The 23878-nt window shown below is 72.9% G+C and carries 21 protein-coding genes; 4 read left to right on the top strand and 17 right to left on the bottom strand.

Annotation, left to right across the window (positions count from 1 at the left end):
* Positions 1–44: 44 nt before the first annotated feature.
* Both MOJ79_RS08980 and MOJ79_RS08975 read left to right on the top strand, forming a co-directional pair.
* Complete coding sequence (locus tag MOJ79_RS08980; RefSeq protein ID WP_241923845.1) at positions 45–428, top strand: c-type cytochrome; 384 nt, start codon at positions 45–47, stop codon at positions 426–428.
* Positions 429–444: 16 nt separating this feature from the next.
* Positions 445–1860 carry an FAD-dependent oxidoreductase gene (locus MOJ79_RS08975; RefSeq protein ID WP_241923844.1) on the top strand — a complete coding sequence of 472 codons (1416 nt, stop codon included), beginning with the start codon at positions 445–447 and terminating at the stop codon, positions 1858–1860.
* A 67-nt stretch (positions 1861–1927) separates the two neighbouring features.
* On the opposite strand, the gene MOJ79_RS08970 is transcribed toward MOJ79_RS08975, so the two are convergent.
* The 12 genes from MOJ79_RS08970 to MOJ79_RS08915 all read right to left on the bottom strand — a co-directional run bounded on the left by MOJ79_RS08970 (position 1928) and on the right by MOJ79_RS08915 (position 14106).
* Positions 1928–2935 (bottom strand): XdhC family protein, encoded by a 1008-nt coding sequence (locus tag MOJ79_RS08970; RefSeq protein ID WP_241923843.1) that lies wholly within the window; start codon positions 2933–2935, stop codon positions 1928–1930.
* Complete coding sequence (locus MOJ79_RS08965) at positions 2932–4098, bottom strand: hypothetical protein (RefSeq protein WP_241923842.1); 1167 nt, start codon at positions 4096–4098, stop codon at positions 2932–2934. Before MOJ79_RS08965 ends, MOJ79_RS08970 begins: the two co-directional genes overlap by 4 nt.
* A 7-nt stretch (positions 4099–4105) precedes the next feature.
* Positions 4106–4819, bottom strand: a complete 714-nt coding sequence (locus MOJ79_RS08960) for a putative 2OG-Fe(II) oxygenase (RefSeq protein WP_241923841.1) — start codon at positions 4817–4819, stop codon at positions 4106–4108.
* Positions 4820–4826: 7 nt separating this feature from the next.
* Positions 4827–5507, bottom strand: coding sequence for a nucleotidyltransferase family protein (locus MOJ79_RS08955; protein ID WP_119287171.1), 681 nt, complete (start codon positions 5505–5507; stop codon positions 4827–4829).
* 4 nt (positions 5508–5511) lie between these two features.
* Positions 5512–6522, bottom strand: a complete 1011-nt coding sequence (locus MOJ79_RS08950; RefSeq protein ID WP_241923840.1) for an XdhC family protein — start codon at positions 6520–6522, stop codon at positions 5512–5514.
* Positions 6523–6538: 16 nt separating this feature from the next.
* Entirely contained in the window at positions 6539–7711 is a 1173-nt protein-coding gene (locus tag MOJ79_RS08945) for a VWA domain-containing protein (protein ID WP_241923839.1), read from the bottom strand.
* Between the two features lie 16 nt (positions 7712–7727).
* Entirely contained in the window at positions 7728–8624 is an 897-nt protein-coding gene (locus MOJ79_RS08940; protein WP_241923838.1) for an AAA family ATPase, read from the bottom strand.
* A 13-nt stretch (positions 8625–8637) separates the two neighbouring features.
* Positions 8638–9303: an SRPBCC family protein gene (locus MOJ79_RS08935; RefSeq protein ID WP_241923837.1), complete on the bottom strand. Its 666-nt coding sequence runs from the start codon at positions 9301–9303 to the stop codon at positions 8638–8640.
* Positions 9304–11712, bottom strand: a complete 2409-nt coding sequence (locus MOJ79_RS08930; protein ID WP_241923836.1) for an aerobic carbon-monoxide dehydrogenase large subunit — start codon at positions 11710–11712, stop codon at positions 9304–9306.
* Between the two features lie 19 nt (positions 11713–11731).
* Positions 11732–12223 carry a (2Fe-2S)-binding protein gene (locus MOJ79_RS08925; RefSeq protein ID WP_119354706.1) on the bottom strand — a complete coding sequence of 164 codons (492 nt, stop codon included), beginning with the start codon at positions 12221–12223 and terminating at the stop codon, positions 11732–11734.
* An 18-nt stretch (positions 12224–12241) separates the two neighbouring features.
* Complete coding sequence (locus tag MOJ79_RS08920; RefSeq protein ID WP_241923835.1) at positions 12242–13105, bottom strand: FAD binding domain-containing protein; 864 nt, start codon at positions 13103–13105, stop codon at positions 12242–12244.
* A 239-nt stretch (positions 13106–13344) separates the two neighbouring features.
* The gene (locus tag MOJ79_RS08915) at positions 13345–14106 is read right to left on the bottom strand and encodes a LytTR family transcriptional regulator (RefSeq protein ID WP_241923834.1); all 762 of its coding nucleotides are present in this window, start codon (positions 14104–14106) and stop codon (positions 13345–13347) included.
* A 149-nt stretch (positions 14107–14255) separates the two neighbouring features.
* Here MOJ79_RS08915 and MOJ79_RS08910 point away from each other — a divergent pair, with 149 nt between their 5' ends.
* Together MOJ79_RS08910 and MOJ79_RS08905 are read left to right on the top strand one after the other, a co-directional pair.
* On the top strand, positions 14256–15806 hold the full coding sequence (locus MOJ79_RS08910; RefSeq protein WP_241923878.1) for a DNA recombination protein RmuC: 1551 nt from the start codon (positions 14256–14258) through the stop codon (positions 15804–15806).
* On the top strand, positions 15799–17004 hold the full coding sequence (locus MOJ79_RS08905) for an MFS transporter (RefSeq protein WP_241923833.1): 1206 nt from the start codon (positions 15799–15801) through the stop codon (positions 17002–17004). The genes MOJ79_RS08910 and MOJ79_RS08905 overlap by 8 nt, the downstream gene beginning before the upstream one ends.
* A gap of 17 nt (positions 17005–17021) precedes the next feature.
* On the opposite strand, the gene MOJ79_RS08900 is transcribed toward MOJ79_RS08905, so the two are convergent.
* From MOJ79_RS08900 to MOJ79_RS08880, 5 genes are all read right to left on the bottom strand, one after another.
* Positions 17022–17660: a glutaredoxin family protein gene (locus MOJ79_RS08900; RefSeq protein WP_241923832.1), complete on the bottom strand. Its 639-nt coding sequence runs from the start codon at positions 17658–17660 to the stop codon at positions 17022–17024.
* Between the two features lie 32 nt (positions 17661–17692).
* A complete protein-coding gene (locus tag MOJ79_RS08895) occupies positions 17693–19714 on the bottom strand; it encodes a M3 family metallopeptidase (protein WP_241923831.1) in 2022 nt (673 codons plus the stop codon).
* The gene (folD, locus tag MOJ79_RS08890) at positions 19711–20580 is read right to left on the bottom strand and encodes a bifunctional methylenetetrahydrofolate dehydrogenase/methenyltetrahydrofolate cyclohydrolase FolD (RefSeq protein ID WP_241923830.1); all 870 of its coding nucleotides are present in this window, start codon (positions 20578–20580) and stop codon (positions 19711–19713) included. The genes MOJ79_RS08895 and folD overlap by 4 nt, the downstream gene beginning before the upstream one ends.
* 73 nt (positions 20581–20653) lie before the next feature.
* Complete coding sequence (locus MOJ79_RS08885) at positions 20654–21277, bottom strand: response regulator transcription factor (RefSeq protein WP_119354712.1); 624 nt, start codon at positions 21275–21277, stop codon at positions 20654–20656.
* The gene (locus tag MOJ79_RS08880; protein WP_241923829.1) at positions 21274–23838 is read right to left on the bottom strand and encodes a PAS domain-containing sensor histidine kinase; all 2565 of its coding nucleotides are present in this window, start codon (positions 23836–23838) and stop codon (positions 21274–21276) included. Before MOJ79_RS08880 ends, MOJ79_RS08885 begins: the two co-directional genes overlap by 4 nt.
* Positions 23839–23878: the final 40 nt, after the last annotated feature.

The following is a 23878-nucleotide window of genomic DNA, read 5'->3' as shown; positions in this document are numbered from 1 at the left end:
CTGCGAAGGCGCGAGAGTCGCGCCAACGAAGACCAGGAGGATCCATGCCCAACACCCTTGACCGATACCGTCGCCGCGCCTGGCTTGCCAGCGCCACCGCCCTCGTGCTCGTCGCCTGCGGCGGCGGAGGTGGTGGCGAGGCCGCGGTGGCCGTCGACGCCGACAGCGCACAGGCCGCTCCCGCGGCATCGAGGACCGCCACGGCGATGACGCAACCCGCCTCGACCGAGGGACGCCTGCTGGCGTCGAATTGTTTCCAGTGTCACGGCACGCTGGGCCTGGGGGGCTTCGACAAGATCCGCGGCAGCGAAGCCAAGGAGGTGCTCGAGTTCGCGGGCAAACCCGCCGGCTCGAACATCATGGCCGCGCACGCGCAGGGGTACACGCCCGAGCAGCTGCGCCAGATCATCACGTACCTGCAACAGTGACGCCGCGGAGGACCCGATGGACAACAAGCAACCCGTCGCGGCGGCCCTGAGCCGCCGCCAGATCGTGGCGCTCGGCGCGGCGACGCTCGCGGCCAGCGCCTGGCCGCTCGCCGGTCGCGCCGACGACAAGAAGAGCAGCAGCAGTGGCAGCACGACGATCGCGCTCGCCAACACCGGCATCACCGGCAAGCGGGTCGTCGTCGTCGGTGGCGGCATGGCCGGCATGACGGCGGCGAAGTACCTGCGGCTGTGGGGCGGCCCCGGCGTGCAGGTCACGCTCGTCGACCCCGATGCCGTCTACACGTCGAACATCATGAGCAACCTCGTGCTCAACGGCAGCCGCACGGTCGCGTCGCTGCAGTTCAAGCGCGACGCGCTGACGAGCCGCTACGGCGTGCTGCGCAAGGCCGCCAGCCTCGTCGCGATCGACGCCGCGGCGCACGAGGTGACGCTGTCGGACGGCAGCCGGCTCGGCTACGAGCGCCTCGTGCTCGCGCCGGGCGTGAGCTTCGACGACGCCTACGGCCTCACGCAGACCGACTACGACACCCGCACGCCGCACGCGTGGCGTGCCGGGCCGCAGACGACGCTGCTGCGCCAGCGCATCGCCGCGATGAGCAACGGCGACACGTTCGTGATGACGATCCCGAAGGCACCGTACCGCTGCCCGCCGGGGCCGTACGAGCGCGCGTGCCTCGTCGCCGACTACCTGAAGACGGCCAAGGGGCCAAACTGCCGCGTCGTCGTGCTCGACGAGAACCTCGCGATCCAGGCCGAGCGGCACACCTTCGAGACGGCGTTCAACCAGATCCACGCCGGCGTGATCGACTACGTGCCCGGCGCTTTCGGCATCGAGATCGACGCGGCCTCGGGTGTCGTGCGCTACGTCGATGCGCTCGGGTTGACGCGCACGATCGCCGCGCGCGTCGTCAACCCGATTCCGCCGCACCGCGCCGCCGGCAGCGCCGGCGACGGCTGGATGGCGCGCGCGGGGCTCAACAACGGTCCCGACGGCCGCTGGGCCGGCGTCGACGTGCTGAGCTACGAAACGACGGCGCTGCCGGGCAGCGGCATCCACGTGCTCGGCGACGCCGCCGTGACGGGCATGCCCAAGGCCGGCCACGTTGCGAACCAGGAAGCCAAGATCTGTGCCGACGCGATCGTGCGCGCCTTCCTCGGTCAGGGGCCGGACCCGGCCCCGGTGGCCAATTCGGCGTGCTATTCGCCGGTCACGGCGGGCACCGCGTCGTGGCTGACGGCGGTCTACCAGTACGACCCGCTCGACCGCCGCATGAAGATCGCTGCGGGCGGCGGGCGCACGACGATCAACGGCGCACCGGCGACCGCGACCGAGTCGGCCGTCATCAGCAGCGGCAACTTCCAGGACATGGGCGTCTGGTTCAAGACGCTGATGGCCGACACGGCCGGCTGACAGCGGCTCGCGGGCGCGCTGCCGCCGCGGTGCGCCCTCGGGGCGCCGCGGGCACGCGTGCGGCGGCTCAGGCGCGCGTGCGGCACTCGGTCGTCGAGCCGCTCCAGTCGGCGAGCGGCCCGTCGACGTTCGCGCCGCGCCGCCGCGCCGTCATCTCGGCGACGATCGCCAGCGCGATCTCGGGGGGCGTCAGCGCGCCCAGGTTCAGCCCCACTGGACCGCGCAGCCGCGCGAGTTCGTCGTCGGCCAGCCCGAAGTGCTCGCGCAGCCGCTGCCGGCGCGCGTCGTTGTTGCGCTTCGAGCCGAGCGCGCCGACGTAGAACGCCGGCGTGCGCAGCGCCTCCATCAGCGCCAGGTCGTCGAGCTTCGGGTCGTGCGTGACGGCCACCACCGCGCTGTTGGCGTCGAGGTTCATCGCGAGCACCAGGTCGTCGGGCATCTGCGTCGACAGCGTGACGCCGTCCAGCGCGGTCCACCCCTCGTGGTACTCCTCGCGCGGTTCGCACACCGTCACGCGGTAGTCGAGCATCACCGCCATGCCGGCCAGGTAGCGCGCGAGCTGCCCGCCGCCGACGATCAGCAGCCGCATCCGCGGGCCGTGCACCGTCACGAGCGTGCGGCCGTCGAAGCGCACCGTGTCGCCGGCCTGCGCGGGGCCGAGCGTCACGACGCCGGTGGCGAGGTCGAGCCGGCGCGCGACGAGCCGGTGCGATTCGATCGCCACCAGCAGTTCGCGCAGCTGCGACGCCACCGCGAGCGGCTCGAGCACGACCTGCACCGTGCCGCCGCACGGCAGCCCGAAGCGCTGCGCCTCCTCGGCGCTGGCGCCGTAGGTCGTGACCTGCGGCAGCCGGCTCGCGAGCTCGCCGCGCGCGACGCGGCCGATCAGGTCGTCCTCGATGCAGCCGCCCGACACCGAGCCGGCGACCTGGCCGTCGTCGCGGATGATCATCAGCGACCCGGGCGGGCGCGGCGCCGAGCCCCACGTGCGCACCACGGTGCCCAGCGTGACGCGGTGGCCGCGGTCGAGCCAGTCGAGCGCGGTGCGGATCACGTCGACGTCGATGCTGTTCATCCTCGCAACTCCTCGAAAACCGGTGGATGCCGCCGCAGCCACGCGGCGGCCACGCCGAGCGCCGCGATCGCACCGAGCGCGGCGTGAAGGGCACGCCACGCCGCCCACCCGCTGGCGGCGACGGCCACACCCAGCGCGAGCACGACGGCGGCGCTGGCCAGCGCCGAGGCGCACGCGCCACCGTGTGCCGCGGGCAGCCGTGTGCGGTCGGTCGCCGGCGCCATCGCCGCCGACCACGCAATGCCCCACGCGGCCGCGTGCAGCAGCATCGCGACCATCGTGCCGTCGCTGGCGGGCACGGTGAGCGCGGCGACGCCGCCGGCGATCAGCAGGCCGGCCACGAACGCGCGGGCGGACTGCACGAGTGCGCGCGCACGCAGCGCCGCGACGGCGGCGGGCGCCAGCATCGCCAGCAGGTGCAGCCCCGTCACGGCCTGCGGGCTCCAGCCGGCGCGCGCACAGCCCTCGGCCAGCAGCGGCAGCGACGCCATCATCGGCAGCATCGCGAGCGCAGCCGCGAGCCATGGCCAGTGCGCCGGCACGCGCCACTGCGCCAGCGTCGGCCACGCGAGCGCGCAGTCGAACAGGCCGCTGCGGCAGCCCGGCGCGCGGCCGCGCGGTTCACCGTGCGGCGAAGGCACCAGCACCGCCAGCGTGACGCCACTGACGGCCAGCGCGGCTGCCGCTGCGGCGGGGTGCGCCGCGACCGCCGCCGGGTCCCCAGCCAGGAGCCAGGCAACCAGCGCACCGAGCGCGGCCGGCACGACAGGCGGGGCCAGGCGCGGGCCGGGCTGGCGGCGCCAGCCGCGCACGACGCGCGACGCCGCGACGATCAACGACCCCCACGCGACGGCCGCCGGCCACAGCGCCTGCGGCGCGCCGTGCGCCAGTGCGGCCAAGCACGCCGCGGCCAGCGCCGCGCTGCCGACGAGCACGACGCGCAGCGCGCGCGGCGACGGTGACCACGCCGCACTCACGCGCACCGCGACACCGATCGCGAGCAGCCACAGCGCGACCGGCGCCAGCGCCCCGGTCGCCACCGGCGCGTGGCGCAACCCGAGCGCGCCGAGCGCGAGCCAGCCGCCGAACAGCAGCGTCCACGCCAGCGTGCGCGCGGCCAGCGCGCAGGCCGCGCGGTGCTCGAGGGCGGGCAGCGCGTTCATCGTCGGCTCAGGCACCGGCGTAGCCGTGCAGGCGGTCGCTGCCGCCCGCGGCGTGGACGCTGGCGTTGAACGAGACGATCACCCGGTCGAGCGTGCCCGCGTACGGCAGCGCCTGGTGCGCGAGCCACGCGGGGAACAGCACCAGTTGCCCCGGCACCGGCTCGACGTCGACGTGCGGCGGCTGCAGGTAGGCGTTGCCGAGGTCGACGTGCGCGCCGCCGAGGTGCGCGAACGGCGGGCCGTAGAAGCGCGTGACGCCATTGGCCACCCCGTACACCGGATGCGCGCGCCGCACGTCGGGCGCGTCGACCTGCACGCAGTAGACGCCCGACCACGACGCGTTGCCGTGCGTGTGCACGTCGTGGAACGCACCGCCGTTGGCGACCTGGAACCACATGCCTTCGACGCGCAGCTGCAGATCGACACCGCGTTCGGCCCACGACGGCGGCCACGCCGCGGCGTTGGCGCGCGTGACGGTGTCGCGCAGGCTCTCGACGACGAAGCGCACGAAGCGCTGCCACTCGGGCAGCTGCACGCGCCGGAGCAGGTCGTCGTCGCTGGCGAAGAAGGCGCCGGGCGTCTCGCCGCGCGCGTGAGACTGCGTCGCGCGCAGCGCGCCGAACACGCGCACGAGCAGCGGGTTCAGCGCGTCGGCCTCGGCGTAGCGGTGCACGCCCAGCGGCGTGGGCCACAGCGCGTGGAAGCCGGGTCCGAGCGCCATCGCCGCTTCAGGCCGGCGCGACGAGTCCGGCGGGCCAGCGCAGCGCGTGGCCGGTCTCGCGCTCGAAGCGCTCGAGGTCCTCGGGCGTGTCGACGTCGACCTTGAAGCGGCGGTTGTCGGTGACGAACGGCGCGACGGCCTCGGGGTGCGCGCCGCGCCACTGCCGGCAGCCGACATGGGCGTCGCCGGCGAGGATCTGGTCGCGCACGTCGGCGCTGAAGATCACCGGATTGCCCGGCTCGCCGCCGACCTGCGGGAAGACGACCGAGGTGCCCGCCGGCCGCTTCTTGTACGCGCCGATCAGCGCCGTGATGTCCTGCGCGTTGAGCAGCGGCTGGTCGGCCAGCGCGACGAGCACCGCGTCGAGCTTGCCCGTGAGTGCCGCGAGCCCGACGCGCTGCGACGACACCTGCCCCGCGTCGGGGTCGGGGTTGCGCACGAGCGTGACCGGAAACGGCGCGACGACCGGTTCGACGACGTCGGCGTGGTGGCCGAGCACGACGACGACCTCGTCGACGCCGGCGCCCGACAGCGCGATCAGCGTGCGCCGGATCAGCGGCACGCCGCCGAGTTCGAGCAGGCACTTGGGCCGCCCGCCGAGCCGCGAGCCGGCGCCCGCCGCGAGCACGACGGCACCGACCACCAGCCGGCTGTACAGCCCGCCACCGCCCTTGAGGATGCAGCCCATCGCGTCAGCTCCCGCAGCACGACGACGGAGGCGTCGCCGACACCGGCGCGTCGCCGCCGCAGCACGACCCGCCGTCGCCCGCCGTGCCGTCCGCAGACGCTTCGGCGCGGGCGGCCAGGCGCGCGCGGGCGGCCGCGGCGGCCGCCGACACCTTGGCGCGGGGCGCGTCGCTCGCCGCCGGCGCGGTGACGGCCTCGCCGGCCGGGCGCGCGTCGACGCCGGCGCCGCGGCGCGCCGCGACGACGGCCGCGAGCACCGACAGCGCGATCTCCTCCGGCGTCTGCGCGCCGATCGGCTGGCCGGCCGGTGCGACGATCGCGGCCACCGCCTGCGGGTCGGCGCCGGACTCGATCAGCGATGTGCGCAGCACCTGCGCCTTCTTCGCGCTGGCGACGAACCACACGCCGCGCGCACCGAGCGCCAGCGCCGCACGCAGCCCGGGCACGTCGCGCCGGCCCTGCGTCGCGACGACGACGAACGCGCCGGGCGCGATGCGCGCGGCGAGCGCCTCGGCGCTGTCGTCGCCGATCACTTCGGCCGCGTCGGGGAAGCGCGCGGCGTCGGCGCCGTGCGCGACGACGCGCACGTCGAAGCCCACGCGAGGTGCCAGCGCGGCCAGCGCCGCGGCCACCGGCGAGTCGCCGACGACGACGAGCGTCGCGCGCGGCAGCACCGGGTCGACGAACAGCTCGATCGTGCCGCCCGAGTGGCACGCCATGCCGAACTCGAGCACGTCGCCGAGTTCGCGCGTCGCACTCTCGTCGGTCGGTGCAATACGGATCATCCGCGCGCGGCCGTCGGCCAGCGCCTGGCGCACCGTCTTCAGCACCGCCGGCTGCGCGCAGCCGCCGCCGATCCAGCCGCACGAGATGCCGTCGGCGGTGACGACGGCCTTGTCGCCGGGGCGCGCCGACGCCGGCGGCTGCACGCGCAGCACGCTGACCAGCGCGTACGGCTGGCCCTGCTGCTGCAGCCGCTGCGCGGCGGCGATCACGTCGTGGGCGAGGGCGCTCATCGCAATCTCCTTCACGTCAATGCAGCACGGCCGCGGCCTGTTCGAGGTCGCGCAGCGTGGCCAGGCGCACGAAGCGGCCGATCAGGTCCCGCGCGTGTTCGACCGCCTGCGACGCCGGCGGCCGCGCCGACGGGTGAAACCACGCGACGCTCGCGCCGCCGGCGCGCAGCCGCAGCAACTCGTCGCGCAGCCGCGGCGGGGGGTCGGCGTCGAAGCCGTCGGACAGGATCCACACCCGCGCGCGCCGGCCGAGCTGCGCGCGCGCGTGCACGCGCGCGAAGTCGTTCAGGCTCGTCGCGATGCGCGTGCCGCCGCCGAACCCCGCCGTCACGGCGTTGACCTTCTCCTGCACCGCGCCCGAGTCGCGCTGCAGCAGCGGCGTGACCTCGGCGAGCCGCGTGTGGAACACGAACACGCGCGCGTCGGCGGCGTGGACGAAGGCGCGTGCGATGCGCAGGAACAGCTGCGCGTGCGTCTCCATCGAGCGGCTGACGTCGACGAGCACGAACAGCCGCGGGCGCTCGCGCCGCGGCGTGCGCCACGCCGGGGCCAGCGGCACGCCACCGGTGGCCAGACTCGCGCGCAGCGTGCGCCGCACGTCGAGCCGGCGGCCGCGCGCGTCGTCGCGCCAGCGCCGGGTGACCTGCCGGCGCAGCCGCTGCGCGATGCGCTCGGCGAGCCGCTGCAGCGTCGCGAGGTCCTGCGGCAGCCACTGCGCGAAGCCGCGGTCGTGCAGCGCCTCGGTGCGGCTGGCACCGCCTTGCGCGCGCGACAGGCCCGGTGCGTCGTCGGCAAAGGCCACCACTGCGTCGAGCGCGGTGTCGGCCATCGCCGCGCCGTCGCCGCGCGGCGGCGCGCTCGCACCGAGTTCATCGTGCAGCGCCTGCACGACCTGGCGCAGGTCGCGCGACGGGCGCGTCTGACCGCTGACCTTGACGCTGCCCTTCAGCCGCTCGGGGTGCCAGTAGCGCTCGAACAGCTCGGGCCAGCGTCGCCAGTCGCGCGCGTCGTGGCACGCGATCGCGCGCCACGCGGCGTCCAGCCCGGCGCCGGGGCGCGCGGCGCGTTCGAGCGGCACCGCGAGCGCGGCGCGCACCATCGCCTGCTGCTCGGCGACGCCGACGTTCAGGCCGTGGTCGCGCAGCAGCGCCGCGAAGCCGGCGATCGAGGCGAGGGCGCCCGGGGCCATGTGCAGCGTCCGTGCGTCAGACCGACGCGTTCTCGGCGACGCCGCGCCGCCGGCCTTCGGCGATGCGGCGCACCTCGTCGGCACCGAGCTGGAAGCGGTCCTCGCGCGTCTTGAGCAGGCAGCCGAGCGTGCCGAGCCACTGCGCCGGGTCGTCGGGCAGCGCCTTGAACTCGAGCCGGTGCAGCGCGCGGATCCAGTCGAGCGTCTCGGCCACGCCGGGGGTCTTGCCGAGGTCTTCGCGGCGCAGCGTCTGTACGAAGGCCACGGCCTGCTCGACGAGCGCGGACTCGGCCTGCGGCAGCGTCGCGCGCACGATCGCGATCTCGCGCGCCAGCGTCGGATAGTCGAGCCAGTGGTACAGGCAGCGGCGGCGCAGCGCATCCGACAGCTCGCGCGTGCCGTTGCTGGTCAGGATCGCGAGCGGCACGTGCCGTGCGCGGATCGTGCCGAGCTCGGGCACCGTGATCTGCCAGTCGGCCAGCACCTCGAGCAGGAAGGCCTCGAAGGCCTCGTCGGCGCGGTCGACCTCGTCGATCAGCAGCACGCACGGCTGCTCGCTGGCGATCGCCTGCAGCAGCGGGCGCTCGAGCAGGTAGTCGCGGCCGAACAGGTCGGCCTCGCGCGGCTTCTCGGCGTCGGCTTCGTGCAGCCGGATCGCGAGCAGCTGCCGGCCGTAGTTCCACTCGTACGCGGCCTGCGCGAGGTCCAGCCCCTCGTGGCACTGCAGCCGCACGAGGCGCCGGTCGAGCGCGTGCGCGAGCGCCGAGGCCAGCGCCGTCTTGCCGACGCCGGCGTCGCCCTCGAGCAGCAGCGGGCGCTGCAGCTCGCCGGCGAGCCACAGTGTCGTGGCCAGCGCCTCGTCGGCGATGTAGCCGGCGCGGTGCAGGCGTTCGCGCAGCTCGGCGTCGGTCATGCGTCGGGCCGTCTCAGGTGGCGCGCTTGCCGAACAGGCCGGCGAACCAGTTCTTGACCAGCATCCACGCGATTGCGAAGGCGTTCAGGTCCTTGTTGAGCTTCGGCGGCGCGGCGGGTGCGGCGGCCTGCGCGGCGGCGGGTTCGGCCGCGGCGGCGGCCATCGGCGCGGCACCCTCGGCGGCCGTGGCCGGCGCGGTCGGTGCCGCCGCTGGCGCGGGCAGCGCCGCCGCCGTCGCGCGGAAGTTGTCGGCGAACTGCGCGAGGATCATGTCGGAGACCTGCACCATCATGCGGCCGCCGAACTGCGCGAACTTGCCGTTGACGATCACGTCGGCCTGGCCGACGAGTTCCGACCTCGACGCGTCGCCGGCCACCGGCTCGACGTGGGCGGTGAGCTCCATCGACGCCGACGAGCCGCCGCGGTCGGCACCCTTGCCGAACAGCACGACGCGCATCGCCTCGTCGGCCACCTCGCGCACCTCGATGTCGCCGGCGAACGCGGCCGTCGTCGGCCCGACCTTGACCTTGACCGTGCCCTTGTAGTGCGTCGCGTCGACCTGCTCGGTGATCGCGGCGCCGGGCATGCAGCCGGCCACCGCGTGCACGTCGCGCAGCACCTGCCACGCACGCGCGGCGTCGACGTCGAGCGGGTAGCGTTTGTCGAGCTTGACTTCCATTTACAGGGCGACTCCGCAGGCCTTGAGTTGCTTCCACACGCGGTACGCGTTGTGCGGCATGTCCATGTGCGTGACGCCCAGGTGCGCGAACGCGTCGACGACCGCCGCGGTGAAGGTCGGGATCGAGCCGACGTGCGGGCTCTCGGCCACGCCCTTGGCGCCGATCGGGTGGTGCGGGCTCGGCGTGACGGTGTGGTCGGTCTCCCACTTCGGCGTCTCGACGGCGGTGGGCAGGAAGTAGTCCATCAGCGTGTTGCCCAGCAGGTTGCCCTGCGCGTCGAACGGCATCTGCTGGCCCATCGCGACCGCGAAGCCCTCGGTCAGCCCGCCGTGGATCTGGCCTTCGATGATCATCGGGTTGATGCGCGTGCCGCAGTCGTCGAGCGCGTAGAAGCGCCGCACCTTGGTCTCACCGGTGGCGCGGTCGATGTCGACGACGCACAGGTAGATGCCGAACGGGTAGGTGAAGTTCGGCGGGTCGTAGTAGTGCACCGCCTCGAGCCCCATCTCCATGCCGGGCGGCACGTTGTTGTACGCTGCCCACGCGATGTCCTTCATCGTCTTGAAGCGGCTGTCGTCGCCCTTGACCTTGAAGCGGTCGATCTCCCAGTCGAGGTCGTTCTCGCCGACTTCGAGCAGGTGCGCGGCGATCTTGCGCGCCTTCGCGTGGATCTTGCGTGCCGCCATCGCGATCGCGGCGCCGGCCACCGGCGTGCTGCGGCTGCCGTAGGTGCCCAGGCCGTAGGGGGCGGTACTGGTGTCGCCTTCCTCGACCTGGATCACCTCGCTGGGGATGCCGAGTTCGGTGGCGATGATCTGCGCGTACGTGGTCTGGTGGCCCTGGCCCTGCGTGATCGTGCCCATGCGCGCGATCGCGCTGCCGGTGGGGTGGACGCGGATCTCGCAGCTGTCGAACATGCCCACGCCGAGGATGTCGCACATCTTGCTCGGCCCCGCGCCCACCACCTCGGTGAAGGTCACGAGGCCGATGCCCATCAGCGTCGGGCAGTTCGGGTCGGCGCGCTTGGCCGCCTGCTCGGCGCGCAAGGCCTTGTAGTCGACCGCGTCGAGCACCTTCTGCAGCGCCGTGTGGTAGTCGCCGCTGTCGTACTCGAAGCCGAACGCGCTCTTGTACGGGAACTGCTCCTTGCGGATGAAGTTCTTCGCGCGGATCTCGGCCTTGTCGATGCCGAGCTTCTGCGCGAGCACGTCGACCATGCGCTCGATCAGGTACACCGCCTCGGTGACGCGGAACGAGCAGCGGTACGCGACGCCGCCCGGCGCCTTGTTGGTGTAGACGCCCTTGACGCTGCAGTACGCGGCCGGGATGTCGTAGCTGCCGGTGCAGATGTGGAACAGCCCGGCGGGGAACTTGGTCGGGTCGGCGCAGGCGTCGAAGGCGCCGTGGTCGGCGACGACGTTGACGCGCAGCCCGAGGATCTTGCCGGAGGCGTCAGCGGCCAGTTCGCCGTCCATGTGGTAGTCGCGGGCGAACGCCGTCGTCGAGATGTTCTCGATGCGGTCCTCGACCCACTTGACCGGCTTGCCGAGCACGATCGATGCGACGATCGCGCAGACGTAGCCGGGGTAGACGCCGACCTTGTTGCCGAAGCCGCCGCCGATGTCGGGGCTGACGATGCGCACCTTGCTCTCGGGGATGCCCGACAGCAGGCTGACGACGGTGCGCACGACGTGCGGCGCCTGGCTCGTCATCCACGTCGTCAGCTCGCCCTTGACGGGGTCGAAGCTCGCGACGCAGCCGCAGGTCTCGAGCGGGCAGGGGTGCACGCGCGGGTAGTACATGTGCTGCGACACCGTCACCGGCGCGTTCGCGAACGCGGCGTCGGCGGCGTCCTTGTCGCCAGCGGTCCACGTGAAGATGTGGTTGTGGTGCTCGCGCGGGCCGTGTGCGCCGCTGGTCTTGCCGGCCAGGTCCTCGCGCAGCACGGGGGCGTCGGGCTTGAGCGCCTCGTACGGGTCGACGACGACGGGCAGTTCCTCGTACTCGACCTGCACCGCCTCGACGCCGTCGGCCGCCGCATAGCGGTCCTCGGCGATCACGACGGCGACTTCCTGCATCTGGAAGTGCACCTTGCCGTCGGCGAGCACGGCGGCGACGTCGCCGGCGAGCGTGGGCATCCAGTGCAGCTTCAGCGGCTTGAGGTCCTCGGCGGTCAGCACGGCGACGACACCGGGCACCTTCAGCGCCTCGGACTTGTCGATGCGCTTGATGCGCGCGTGCGCCAGCGGGCTGCGCACGATGTCCATGTGCAGCATCCCGGGCAGCTTGATGTCGTCGACGTAGTGGCCCTTGCCCTGGATGAAGCGGGCGTCTTCCTTGCGCAGGCGGGCCTCGCCCATGCCCTGCAGCGCGACGGTGCGCTCGGCGGCGGTCATCGGTGCGTTCATCGTGCGGTCTCCTCGGGCCTCAGGCGGTAGCGGCGGCTTGCTCGCGCAGCTTCTTCGCCGCGTACTGCACCGCCTTGACGATGTTCTGGTAGCCGGTGCAGCGGCACAGGTTGCCGCTCATGCCCATGCGGATCTCTTCTTCCGTCGGGTTCGGGTTCTCCTGCAGGAAGCGGTAGGCGCGCATCAGCATGCCGGGGGTGCAAAAGCCGCACTGCAGGCCGTGCTCCTTGTAGAAGCCCTCCTGCACCGCGTGCAGCACGCCGCCTTGCGCGAGGCCCTCGACGGTCAGCACCTCGGAGCCGTCGCACTGCACCGCCAGGTGCGTGCAGCCCTTGACGCTGCGCCCGTCGACGTCGACGGTGCACGCGCCGCAGTGGCTCGTCTCGCAGCCGATGTGCGCGCCGGTCAGGTTCAGCTCCTCGCGCAGGAAGTGCACGAGCAGCATGCGCGGCTCGACCGCCTTTTCGTGCTTGCGGCCGTTGACGGTGACGGTGATCAGTTTCTTGGCCATGCGGTGTCTCCGGTGTCGTTATTGGCAGCGCGCCGCGGCGGCGCGGATCGCGCGCTTGACCATCTCGCCGGCCATCGCGGTCTTGTACTCGCGGTCGCCGCGCAGGTCCTCGGCGGGGTCGCAGATCGCCATCGCCGCCTGCGCGGCCGCCGCGACGCTCGCGTCGGTCAGCGGCTGGCCCAGCAATGCACGCTCGGCGTCGGTGGCGCGCAGCGCCATCGGCGCGACGTTGGTCAGCGCGATGCGGCAGTGCGTCACGCGGCCGGCGTCGATGCGCATCACGACGGCGGCACCGGCGGTGGCCCAGTCGCCCGTCTTGCGCTTGAGCTTCTCGTAGGCCCAGCCGGTGCCGGTGGCGAACGCCGGCACGCGGATCGCGACCAGGATCTCGTCTTCGGCGAGGTCGGTCATGTAGGTGCCGTGGAAGAAGCCGTCGGCCTTGACGGTGCGCCGGCCGTTCGGGCCCTCGAGGACGAAGGTCGCGTCGACGGCGATCGCCAGCGCCGGATGGTCGTTGCCAGGATCGCCGTGCGCGATGTCGCCGCCGATCGTGCCGCGGTTGCGCACCTGCGGGTCGGCGATGAGCTTCGGCGCCTCGGCCAGCAGCGGCACCTTGGCGCGCAGGATCGGGCTCGCGATGAGGTCGTTCTCGACTGTCATCGCGCCGATCACGACGTCGGCGCCGTCTTCGCAGATGCCGCGCAGCTCGGCGATGCGGTTGATGTCGATCAGGTGTGCCGGCTGCGCGAAGCGCAGCTTCATCATCGGCAGCAGGCTGTGGCCGCCGGCGAGGATCTTGGCGTCGCTGCCGTACTGGCCGAGCAGGGCGATGGCTTCGCCGACGCTCTTCGGGGCGTGGTAGTCGAAGGCGGGAGGGATCATGCGTGTCTCCTGGTGGGCTCGCGGTCCGGGGCCGGCGGTGTGCGCTGACCGGGTCTGTCCTGGACGGCGAGGATTCTTCTGCGACGCCCCGAAACGCGCAGCGTGCGGGGACGAAGGGCGCTCGTGCACGAACGGCGGCTGCGCGTGCACCAAACGCGCGCGCCGCGCACGAAGTGCGGTGGCGGGGCACTGGCCGGTCCAGCGATGCGGGAAAGTCCCAGGTGAGGGAAAACCCGCGCTCAGACGGGGCGGCCGGCCGCGCCGACCGGCACGCCGAGTCGCTCGAGCAGCGCGCTCGCGCTGCTGCGCGACACCGGGATCGGCGGCATCTCGGGGTGCATCTCGATCAGCAGGCGGCCGTCCTCGCGGCGCAGCTGCCGCACGGCGCGCAGGTTCACGATGTGGCCGCGGTGCACGCGCATGAACTGCTCGGGGTCGAGGCGCGCCTCGAGGTCGCCGATGTTGAGGTTGCAGAAATGCCGCCCCTGCACCGTGCACACGTGCGTGTAGTGGCCGTCGGAGTGGATGCACAGCACGTCGTCGGCATCGACGAGCACGATGCGCTGCTGCACGACGGTGGGGATCTTCTGCAGCCGCCGGCGTGCCGTCGCCGCGCGCGCGCCGTCGTCGCTGCTGACGAGCTCGGTGATGTCGTAGAACACGAGCACGTAGCCGCTGGGCCGGCCGGCGCCGTCGGCGATGCGCGTGACCTTGATCAGCAGCACCCGCTCCGGGATGTTGATGATCATCGTCATCGGCGGCGGGTTCGCGACCGGGCACTGCGCGGCCTGGTCGAGCAGGAACTCGACCTTGGGCTGCGAGCGCTCGGGGTGGAACGACAGCACGAGGCGGTCGAAAGGCTGCTTCTCGTCGACCGGCAGCACCCGGCGCGCGAAGTCGTTCATGCCGAGCACGCGGCGCTCGGCATCGAGGTGCACGATGCCGACGTCGAAGCGCTCGAGCAGGTACAAGGGCGATACCGCGTGCCCCTTGAGGTCCATCGGTCGGTCTCCACGCCGAAGCGACCGCCCGGCGATCGGCCGGGCGCGACGCGTGCCGCGATTGAACCACGCAGCCGCACGGCGTGCGCGGGCGCTGACCCCGACAGCGCGGCTGAGACAATCGTCCGATGATCACGGTCGACGGATGGATGGGCTGGGCGCTGCTCGCGCTCGCGGCGGTCACGCTGGTCGTCGTCGCGTGGCTGGCGTGGCGCCGCGGCGACGACGCCGCGCTGCGGGCGTTGGGCGAAACGCTGCGGCGCGCCGCCGCCGACGACGCACAGCAGCTCGCGCGCGAACTGCGCGGCGAGGTGGCCGACAGCGCGCGCACGTCACGGCAGGAGCTGGCCGGCACGCTCGCGCTGTTCCAGCAGACGCTGCTCGCGCAGTCGGGCGACGTCGCGCGCACGCAAAACGAGCAGATCGACACGCTGCGCACGCAGCTGGCCGCGATGCAGCAGCAGGTGGCCGACGCGCTGCACGGCGCGACGCAGGCGCTCGCGCAGCAGAGCCAGGCCGCGCGCGACGCGCAGGACGCCGCGCTCGCGCGGCAGGCCGAGCAGCAGTCGCAAACGCTGCAGCGGGTGGCGGAACAGCAGGCGCAGGCGCTGCAGCGCATGTCCGAGCAGCAGGCGCAGGCGCTGCAGCGCCTGGGCGACACGCTGGCCGAGCAGCTGCGCGCGCTCGCCGAATCGAACGAACGGCGGCTGGCCGACATGCGGCAGACCGTCGAGGGCCGGCTGCAGGCGCTGCAGCAGGGCAACGAGGCCAAGCTCGAGCAGATGCGCGCCACCGTCGACGAGAAGCTGCACGCCACGCTCGAGCAGCGCCTGGGCGAGAGCTTCCGCCAGGTCGCCGAGCGGCTCGAGCTCGTCCACCAGGGGCTCGGCGAGATGCAGTCGCTGGCGCGCGACGTCGGATCGCTCAACCGCGTGCTGACCAACGTGAAGACGCGCGGCGTGTTCGGCGAGGTGCAGCTCGGCGCGCTGCTCGAGCAGGTGATGGCGCCGGATCAGTACGCCGCCAACGTCGAGACCGTGCCCGGCAGCGGTGCGCGCGTCGAGTTCGCGATCAAGCTGCCGGGGCGGCGCGACGACGGCCGCCCGCTGTGGCTGCCGATCGACGCCAAGTTCCCGCGCGAGGACTACGAGCGCCTGCTCGACGCGCACGAGCGCGCCGATGCCGCCGGCGTCGACGCCGCGTCGAAGGCGATCGAGGCGCGGCTGCGGCTGGAGGCGAAGACGATCCGCGAGAAGTACGTCGCCGCGCCGCACACGACCGACTTCGCGATCCTGTTCGTGCCCACCGAGGGCCTGTACGCCGAGGCGCTGCGCCGCCCCGGGCTGGTCGAGTCGCTGCAGCGCGAGCAGCGCGTGACGCTGGCGGGCCCGACGACGCTGCTGGCGACGCTGTCGAGCCTGCAGATGGGGTTCCGCACGCTGGCGCTGGAAAAGCGCAGCGCCGAGGTCTGGCAGGTGCTCGGTGCCGTAAAGACCGAGTTCGCCAAGTTCGGCGACGTGCTCGCGAAGACGAAGAAGAAGCTCGACGAGGCGAGCGCGACGATCGACGCCGCCGAGGTGCGCACGCGCGTGATGGCGCGCCAGCTCAAGACCGTCGAGGCGCTGCCCGAGGCGCAGGCGCAGCAGCTGCTCGGCACCTCGGCCGGCGAGCGCGGCGCCGACGACGCCCCCCATGCCTGAGCCGCCGGCGGCCACGGCGCCGGGGCTGCCGCCGCGCGTGCTGCTGGCGCTGATCGGCGCGCAGATCGGCGTGCACGCGACGATGGCGGGCCTGCGCATGGCCGCACCGCTGCAGGCGCTGCGCGAGGGCTACAGCGCGGCGGCAGTCGGCGTGCTGCTGGCGCTGTTCGCGGCGGCGCCGGTCGCGATCGCGCTGGCGGCCGGACGGCTCGCCGACCGCCACGGCTACCACCGCCCGGCCCACCTGGCGGTGACGCTGACCGCGGCCGCCACGGTGCTCGCGGTGGCCTCGACGGGGCTCGTCGGCTGGCCGCACTTCGCGCTGCTGTGCGCCGCGGCGAGCTGCGCCGGCGCCGGCGCGAACATCGGCATGATCACGCTGCAGCGCCTCGTGGGCCAGCAGGCGCGCGACGGCGTCGAGCGCGTGCGGGTGTTCAGCTGGGTCGGCCTCGCGCCGTCGCTGGCCAACGTGGTCGGGCCGGTGCTGGCGGGCTTCGCGATCGACCTCGGCGGCTTCGGGGCGGCCTACGGACTGCTCGCGGCGCTGCCGCTGGTCAGCGGGTGGTGCACGCGGCATGTGCCGCGCGCGCCGCAGCCGGCGCGCGCGCCGCGGCCGCCGGGGCGCACGAGCTGGGACCTGCTGCGTGCACCGGGCATGCGGCGGCTGCTGCTCGTCAACTGGGTTCTGTCGAGCTGCTGGGACGTGCACGCCTTCGCGGTGCCGGTGCTGGGCCACCAGCTCGGCTTCAGCGCCTCGACGATCGGCCTGATCCTCGGCGGCTTCACGCTGTCGGTCAGCGGCGTGCGGCTGCTGCTACCGCTGCTCGCGCACCGGCTGCGCGAAGTCACCGTCGTGCGCGCGTCGATGCTGGGCACCGCGGCCGTGTTCGCGCTGTATCCGCTGGCGACGTCGCCGTGGGCCATGGGTGCGTGCGCGCTGCTGCTCGGCGTCACGCTGGGCATCGTGCAGCCGATGATCATGTCGCTGCTGCACCAGCTCACGCCCGAGGCGCGCCATGGCGAGGCGATCGCGCTGCGTTCGATGTCGATCAACGCCGCGAGCACGATGATGCCGCTGCTGTTCGGGTTTGTCGGCGCGGCGCTCGGCGCGGCGCTGCCGTTCTGGGTCATGGCCGCCGCGACGGCGGCCGGCAGCCGTGGGGCGCGCGATCTGCGCCGCGCCGCCGCGTCAGGCTGACACGCTGGCGAGAGCGTTCAGAAGCGGATGCCGCCGCCGCCCGGCAGCGGCACCGTCGGCTGCGGCGGCAGTTCGGCGGGCGCTTCGCCGGTGGGCACCGGCTCGGGCAGCGTGCGGCGGGCCACCAGCGGGACCACGGCCGGCGGCGGGTGGTTCGGCGGCAGCCGCGACGTGCGCGGGTAGCCGGCGAGGTCGAGCGTGGACTGCCATTCGTCGGCATTGAAGCCGCGCAGCAGCTGCGCGCCCACCGTCAGGCCGGGAGCTTCCATGCTGCCGACGGCGCGCAGCCAGGCCTCGCGATCGCTGTTGGGATCGGCCAGGCGCTCCTCGTAGGGGATGCCGCGCGCGCGCAGCAGTTCGCGGCCGCGCTCGCACGGGGCGCAGTTGGGCACCGTGTACAGCACGACGGGAAACCGCGCGACCGCTTCGCGCAGCCCGGCGGGCAGTGTCGCCACCCCGCTCGATGCGCTCGGCGCGCCGCTGCGGCCGAGCGCCTGGATGCGTGCACTGCCGGCCGGTGGCGGGCGATCGGTGTAGGTGACGGTGCCGTCGGGGGCGACGATCTTGTACAGCCCCTGTGCGGCGGCCGGCAGCGCGGCGAGGGCGAGCAGCAGCGCGACGGGTGCGGGCGACGGGCGACGGCGGGGCATGCGCATGGGCGCAATCTACCGCAGCGCGCGCAGCCGGCTCAAGCCATACCTTGGTGGCGCAGCAACGCGTCGATCGAGGGTTCGCGCCCGCGAAAGGCGCGGAAGCTGTCGATCGCCTTGCGGCTGCCGCCGACTTCGAGGATCTCGCGCCGGTAGCGCCGTCCGGTGTCGCGGTCGAAGATGCCGCGCTCCTCGAACGCACTCCAGGCATCGGCGCTGAGCACCTCGGCCCACTTGTAACTGTAGTAACCGGCGGCATAGCCGCCGGCGAAGATGTGCGAGAACGAGTGCGCGAAGCGGTTGTAGTCGGCGCGCGGCACGACCGAGACCTCGTCGCGCACCTCCTCGGCGATCGCGGCGATGCGACGGGCCGCGTCGGGCTCGAGGTGGATGCGCATGTCGAACAGCGCGAACTCGACCTGGCGCAGCATCTGCAGCCCGCTCTGGAAGTTCTTCGCCGCCAGCATCTTGTCGAACAGCGCGCGCGGCAGCGCCTCGCCGGTGTCGACGTGCGCGCTCAGGCGCTTGATCACGTCCCACTCCCAGCAGAAGTTCTCCATGAACTGGCTGGGCAGCTCGACCGCGTCCCACTCGACGCCGCTGATGCCGGCCACGCCGAGCTCGTCGACGCGCGTGAGCATGTGGTGCAGCCCGTGGCCGAACTCGTGGAACAGCGTCGTGACGTCGTCATGCGTCAGCAGCGCGGGCTTGTCGCCCACCGGCGGCGCGAAGTTGCACACCAGGTGCGCCACCGGCGTCTGCAGCCCCGTGTCGGGACGCTTCCAGCGCCCGCGTGCGTCGTCCATCCACGCGCCGGCACGCTTGCCCGGCCGGGCGTACGGGTCGAGGTAGAACTGCGCGAGCAGCTCGCCGCCGCGCTCGAGGCGGTAGAAGCGCACGCTCGGGTGCCACGCCGGCGGCGCGGTGTCGGGGCGGATCTCGACCTCGAACACGGTCTCGACGATGCGGAACAGCCCGTCGAGCACGCGCGGCTCGGTCAGGTACTGCCGCACCTCCTGGTCGCTGAACGCGTAGCGCGCCTGCTTGAGCCGCTCGCTGGCGTAGGCCAGGTCCCACGGCTGCAGCTCGGCGATGCCGAGCTCGCGCGCGGCGAACTCGCGCAGCTCGGCGAGGTCGCGCTCGGCGTACGGCCGCGCGCGCCGTGCGAGGTCGCGCAGGAAGCCGAGCACCTGCTCGGGGCTGTCGGCCATCTTCGGCACCAGCGACAGGTGCGCGTACGTCGGGTGGCCGAGCAGCTGCGCCTCCTCGCGCCGCAGCTCGAGCAGCTCGCGCATCACGGCGGTGTTGTCGAGCGCGGGGTCGCCGAGCTCGCTGGCGCGCGTCGCGTAGGCGCGGTGCAGCGTCTCGCGCAGCGCGCGGTCGGTGCCGTACTGCATCACCGGCCAGTAGCACGGCGCGCGCAGCGTGAGCTTGCACCCGTCGCGGCCCTCGGCCTGTGCGGCTTCGCGCGCGGCGTCGCGCACGTCGTCGGGCACGCCGTCGAGCCGCGACGCGGGCACGTACAGCGCGTAGCGGTCGGTCGCGTCGAGCACGTGTTCGGAGTAGGCCTGCGACAGCTCGGCCAGGCGCTCCTGGATCTGGCGGAAGCGCTCCTTGGCTGCGCCGCTGAGCTCGGCGCCCGAGAGCACGAAGTCGCGCAGCGCGTTGTCGAGGGCGCGCCGCCGCGCCGGGCTGAGCGTGGCCGCGGCCGGGCTCGCGGCGATCGCCTTGTACTTCGCATAGAGCCGCTCGTCGGCGCCGAGCGCGGTGTAGAACTCGGTGACGCGCGGCAGGTTCTCGTTGTAGGCGGCACGCAGCTCGGGCGTGTCGGCGACGTGGTTCAGGTGGTTGACGGCACCCCAGGCACGGCCGAGGCGCTCGGTGGCGACGTCGAGCACGGCCGACATCGCGTCGTAGTCGGCCGGCACCTCCGGGCCGACGGCGCGCTCGAGCGCGGCGCGCGCGTCGGCGAGCAGCACGTCGAGTGCCGGCGTGACGTGCTCGGGGCGGATGTCGGCGAAGCGGGGCAGCCCCGCGGTGTCGAGCAGCGGATTGGTCATGGCGTCGTGGCGGCCGCGCCGGCGGCGCGTTCGGCCGCGTCGAGGGTGTTGACCAGCAGCATTGTGATCGTCATCGGCCCGACCCCGCCGGGCACCGGGGTGATCGCGCCGGCGACCTGCGACACCGCGGCGAAGTCGACGTCGCCGCACAGCTTGCCGTGCTCGTCGCGGTTGATGCCGACGTCGATCACGACGGCACCGTGCTTGACCATGTCGCCGCGCAGCGTGTGGCGGCGCCCGACGGCGACGACGACGACGTCGGCCTGGCGCGTGAAGGCGCCGAGGTCGGGCGTCGCGCTGTGGCACACCGTCACGGTGGCGTTCGCCTGCAGCAGCAGCAGCGCCATCGGCTTGCCCACCGTGTTGCTGCGCCCGACGACGACGGCGTGCTTGCCGCGCAGGTCGATGCCGGTGCTCTCGATCAGCTTCATGCAGCCGGCCGGCGTCGCGGGGCGCAGGCCGGGCAGGCCGGTCATCAGCTCGCCGGCGCTGGCGGTCGAGAAGCCGTCGACGTCCTTCGCCGGGTCGATCGCCTCGATGACGGCCTGCGCGTCGAGGTGGCGCGGCAGCGGCATCTGCACGAGGATGCCGTGGATCGCCGGATCGGCGTTCAGCGCAGCGATGCGAGCGAGCAGCTCGGACTGCGTCAGGCTCGCCGGGTAGGTCTCCTGCACCGAGCGGATGCCGGTGTCGTGGCAGGCCTTGACCTTGTTGCGCACGTAAACGGCCGAGGCCGGGTCGTCGCCGACGAGGATCACGGCGAGCCCCGGCGTGACGCCGCGCGCCGTGAGCGCGGCGGCGCGGCGCGCGACCTCGGCGCGCAGGTGGCGGGACAGGGCGTTGCCGTCGATCAGGCGGGCGGTCATCGGTGGGGTCCTCGTCAGAAACGAACGAGGCCGCTGGGGGCAGCGGCCTCGGGGCAGCGGGTCGGCGACGCGTTCAGACCTTGCTGTGCGCGCCGAGGGCGATCTTGAGCAGGTCGGCGACGGTGTTGGCGTTGAGCTTTTCCATGATGTTGGCGCGGTGCGCCTCGACCGTCTTGATGCTGATGCCCAAGTCGTCGGCGATCTGCTTGTTCAGCCGGCCGGCGACGATGCGCTCGAGCACCTGCGACTCGCGCGTCGTCAGGCGCGACAGCAGCGCGTCGCGGCTGGCCTGCTCCTGGTGCTGGCTGAACGCGGTGCGCGCCTGCTCGAGCATGCGCTCGACGAGGGCGAGCAACTCGTCTTCCTTGAACGGCTTCTCGATGAAGTCCATCGCGCCCTTCTTCATCGTCGTCACCGCCATCGGCACGTCGCCGTGGCCGGTGATGAAGACGATCGGCAGCGGGCTCTTGCGCTCGATCAGGCGGTCCTGCAGCTCCAGCCCGCTCATGCCGTCCATGCGGATGTCGGCGATCAGGCACGCGACCTCGCGCGGGTCGAAGCGCGAGAGGAACGACTCGGCCGAGTCGAAGCACTTGACGCGGTAGTCCTTGCCTTCGAGCAGCCACTGCAGCGAATCGCGCACCGCCTCGTCGTCGTCGACGACGTAGACGGTGCCCTTCTTGGGAATCAGGCTCATGGGAGGGTGGCGGAGTCCGCGGTGCGTTGCATCTCGGGGGGCGCGGGCGGCGCCTCATCGGCGCGGGCCCCCAGGTCGACCGGCAGCGTGAACGAGAAGCGGCAGCCGACGACCGCCTCGCCATTGTAGAGGTTCTGCGCCCGCAGCCGGCCGCGGTGCGACTCGACGATCGAGCGGCACAGCCCGAGCCCGATGCCCAGCCCGTCGGCCTTCGTCGAGTAGAACGCCTCGTACATGCGCGCGAGCACCTCGGGCTTCATCCCTGGGCCGCTGTCGGTGACGCTGAACTCGACGCCGCCGCCGTCCTCGGGCGTGTGCCGCGGCACCACGCGCAGCTCGATGTGGCGGCGCGACGGCGGCAGCTGCGCGAGGTCGATCGCCTCGGCGGCGTTCTTCAGCAGGTTCAGCAGCACCTGTTCGATCAGGATCGGGTCGACCATCAGCGCCGGCAGGTGCTGCGCGACGTAGGTCTGCAGCTGCACACGCCGGCGGCGCAGTTCGATGCCCGCGAGCTCGACGACGTTGTCGACGATCGAGCGCGCCTGCGCGCTCTGGCGCTGCGGCTCGCTGCGCTTCACGAAGGCCCGGATGCGGTGGATGATCTGGCCCGCGCGGCGCGCCTGGTGCGCCGTCTTCTCGAGCGCGGCGATCAGGTCCTCGTTGCTGATCGTGCCCGCCTTCACGCGCGAGACCATGCCGTTGCAGTAGTTTGTGATCGCGGTCAGCGGCTGGTTCAGCTCGTGCGCGACCGACGAGGCCATCTCGCCCATCGTCACCAGCCGGCTCGTGACCTCGGCCTTCTGCGCCTGCTGCTGCGCGAGCTCCTCGGCGCGGCGGCGGGCCGTGATGTCGGTGGCGATCAGCATCTGCGCCAGACGGCCGTCGGTCCACTGCAGGTAGCGCGAGCGCACGTCGAACCACTTGCCCAGCGCCTCGACGAAGACCTCGCGCGGGTCGGAACCGCTGTCGGTGAATTCCTGCGTCGGGATCCCGGCGAAGCCGTCCTCGTCGTCGCCGTGCGGCTCCGGCAGGCGGAACTGCGTGCCGGCCAGCAGCGCGTGGCCGCGCGCGTCGGCGCCGAACCACATGCGATACGAGCGGTTGGCGAACAGCAGCTCGCTTTGCTGCACCGACAGCACCGACACCGCCGCGTCGAGCCCCTCGAGCACCGTCGTGAAGCGCTCGTGCGACGCCGAGAGCTGGTCGCGGATGCGCTTGGCCTCGGTGATGTTGGTGATCGAGGTCATCCAGCCGGTCTGTTCGCCGTGCGCGTCGACCAGCGGCGAGACGTACATGCGCGCGTCGAACACGGTGCCGTCCTTGCGCATCACCTTGACCTCGATGCCGCCGGCCGGGCTGCGGCCGGCCATCTCCTGGCGCAGCAGGCGCGTGTTCTCCTCGATGCGGTCGGGCGGCCAGTACGGGAACGGCGGCATGCGGCCGATCAGCTCGGTCTCGGAAAAGCCCGTCATCGCGCAGAACGCGGGGTTCACGTAGGTGATGCGGCCCTCGAGGTCCATCGCGCGCATGCCGGTGAGCATCGAGTTTTCCATCGCGCGACGGAAATTCGTCTCGGCGACGAGCGCGTCCTGGATCTGCGTGCGCCGGCGCATGTGGCGCCAGCTGCCGAACAGCATCCACACCGTCAGCGCCGACAGCAGCACGACCATCCAGAACAGCGTGTTGCTGACGAGCCCGGCCGAGGTGCGCGAGCCTTGGCCGCGCAGCCGCAGGTACTCGGACACCGGCGTCAGCGGCAGCTCGTAGACGATTTCGGCGCGCCGGGGGGGCTCGCCGGGCATGCCGGTGACGGTGCCCACCAGCTCGCGGCCGGTGGCCGCATCCAGCACCGACATCGCGTGGCGATGCACGATTTCGTGGGGCACCGCCAGCCGCAGCAGCACGTCGATCGTGTACTGCGCCACCAGCACCCCGACCACGCGGCCGCGCTGCATCAGCGGCACGTGGATCTGGAACACCGGTGCGCCGGTGATGTCGTTGAACGCCGTGGAATACACCGGCTGGCGCTGCGCGAGGGCAGCCGCGAAGGCGCGTGCCGGCGCCGAGTCGCCGCTCGTGCCGTCGACGTCGAGCCCGGGTGCCTCGCCTTGCGGGTTGGGCTCGTAGTGGAACGGCGTCGCCGCCCAGGCGGCAATGCGCTGACGGTCGGGCCCGAGCCACAGCAGGTACGCGATCTCCGGGCGTTCGCTGCCGATCGCGAGCGCCTGCGCGGCGAACTCCTCGCGTCCCGGCTCGCGCGCGACGAGGTCGCGCGCGAAGCGAACGAGCAGGTCCCGGTTCTCGACGAGCCGCAGGCGCAGCTGCTGCTGTGCGATCTCGGTGTCGCGCTTGACGGCTTGCGTCTCGCGCGCGAATTCCTCGTGGCGCAGGTACCAGAACGCGGAGATGATCGCGGCGAGGAACAGCAGGACCGACACCAGCGGGCCGAGCGTCGCGAAGCGGTCCTGGCGCACGGGCGACTGGCGCTTCCACCAGCGTCCGATCAGGCGTCGGGTTCGCGACAGTGGGCGTGTCGGATCGCGTGCGTCGGTCGACAGCATCCGGCGATTATGGGCGGCGCGGTCGCTCCCCCGCTCGGCC

Origin of the sequence: Calidifontimicrobium sp. SYSU G02091, assembly GCF_022631395.1 — a bacterium.
Classification (GTDB): domain Bacteria; phylum Pseudomonadota; class Gammaproteobacteria; order Burkholderiales; family Burkholderiaceae_C; genus Calidifontimicrobium; species Calidifontimicrobium sediminis.
This window is presented reverse-complemented; position numbering and strand designations above follow the sequence as displayed.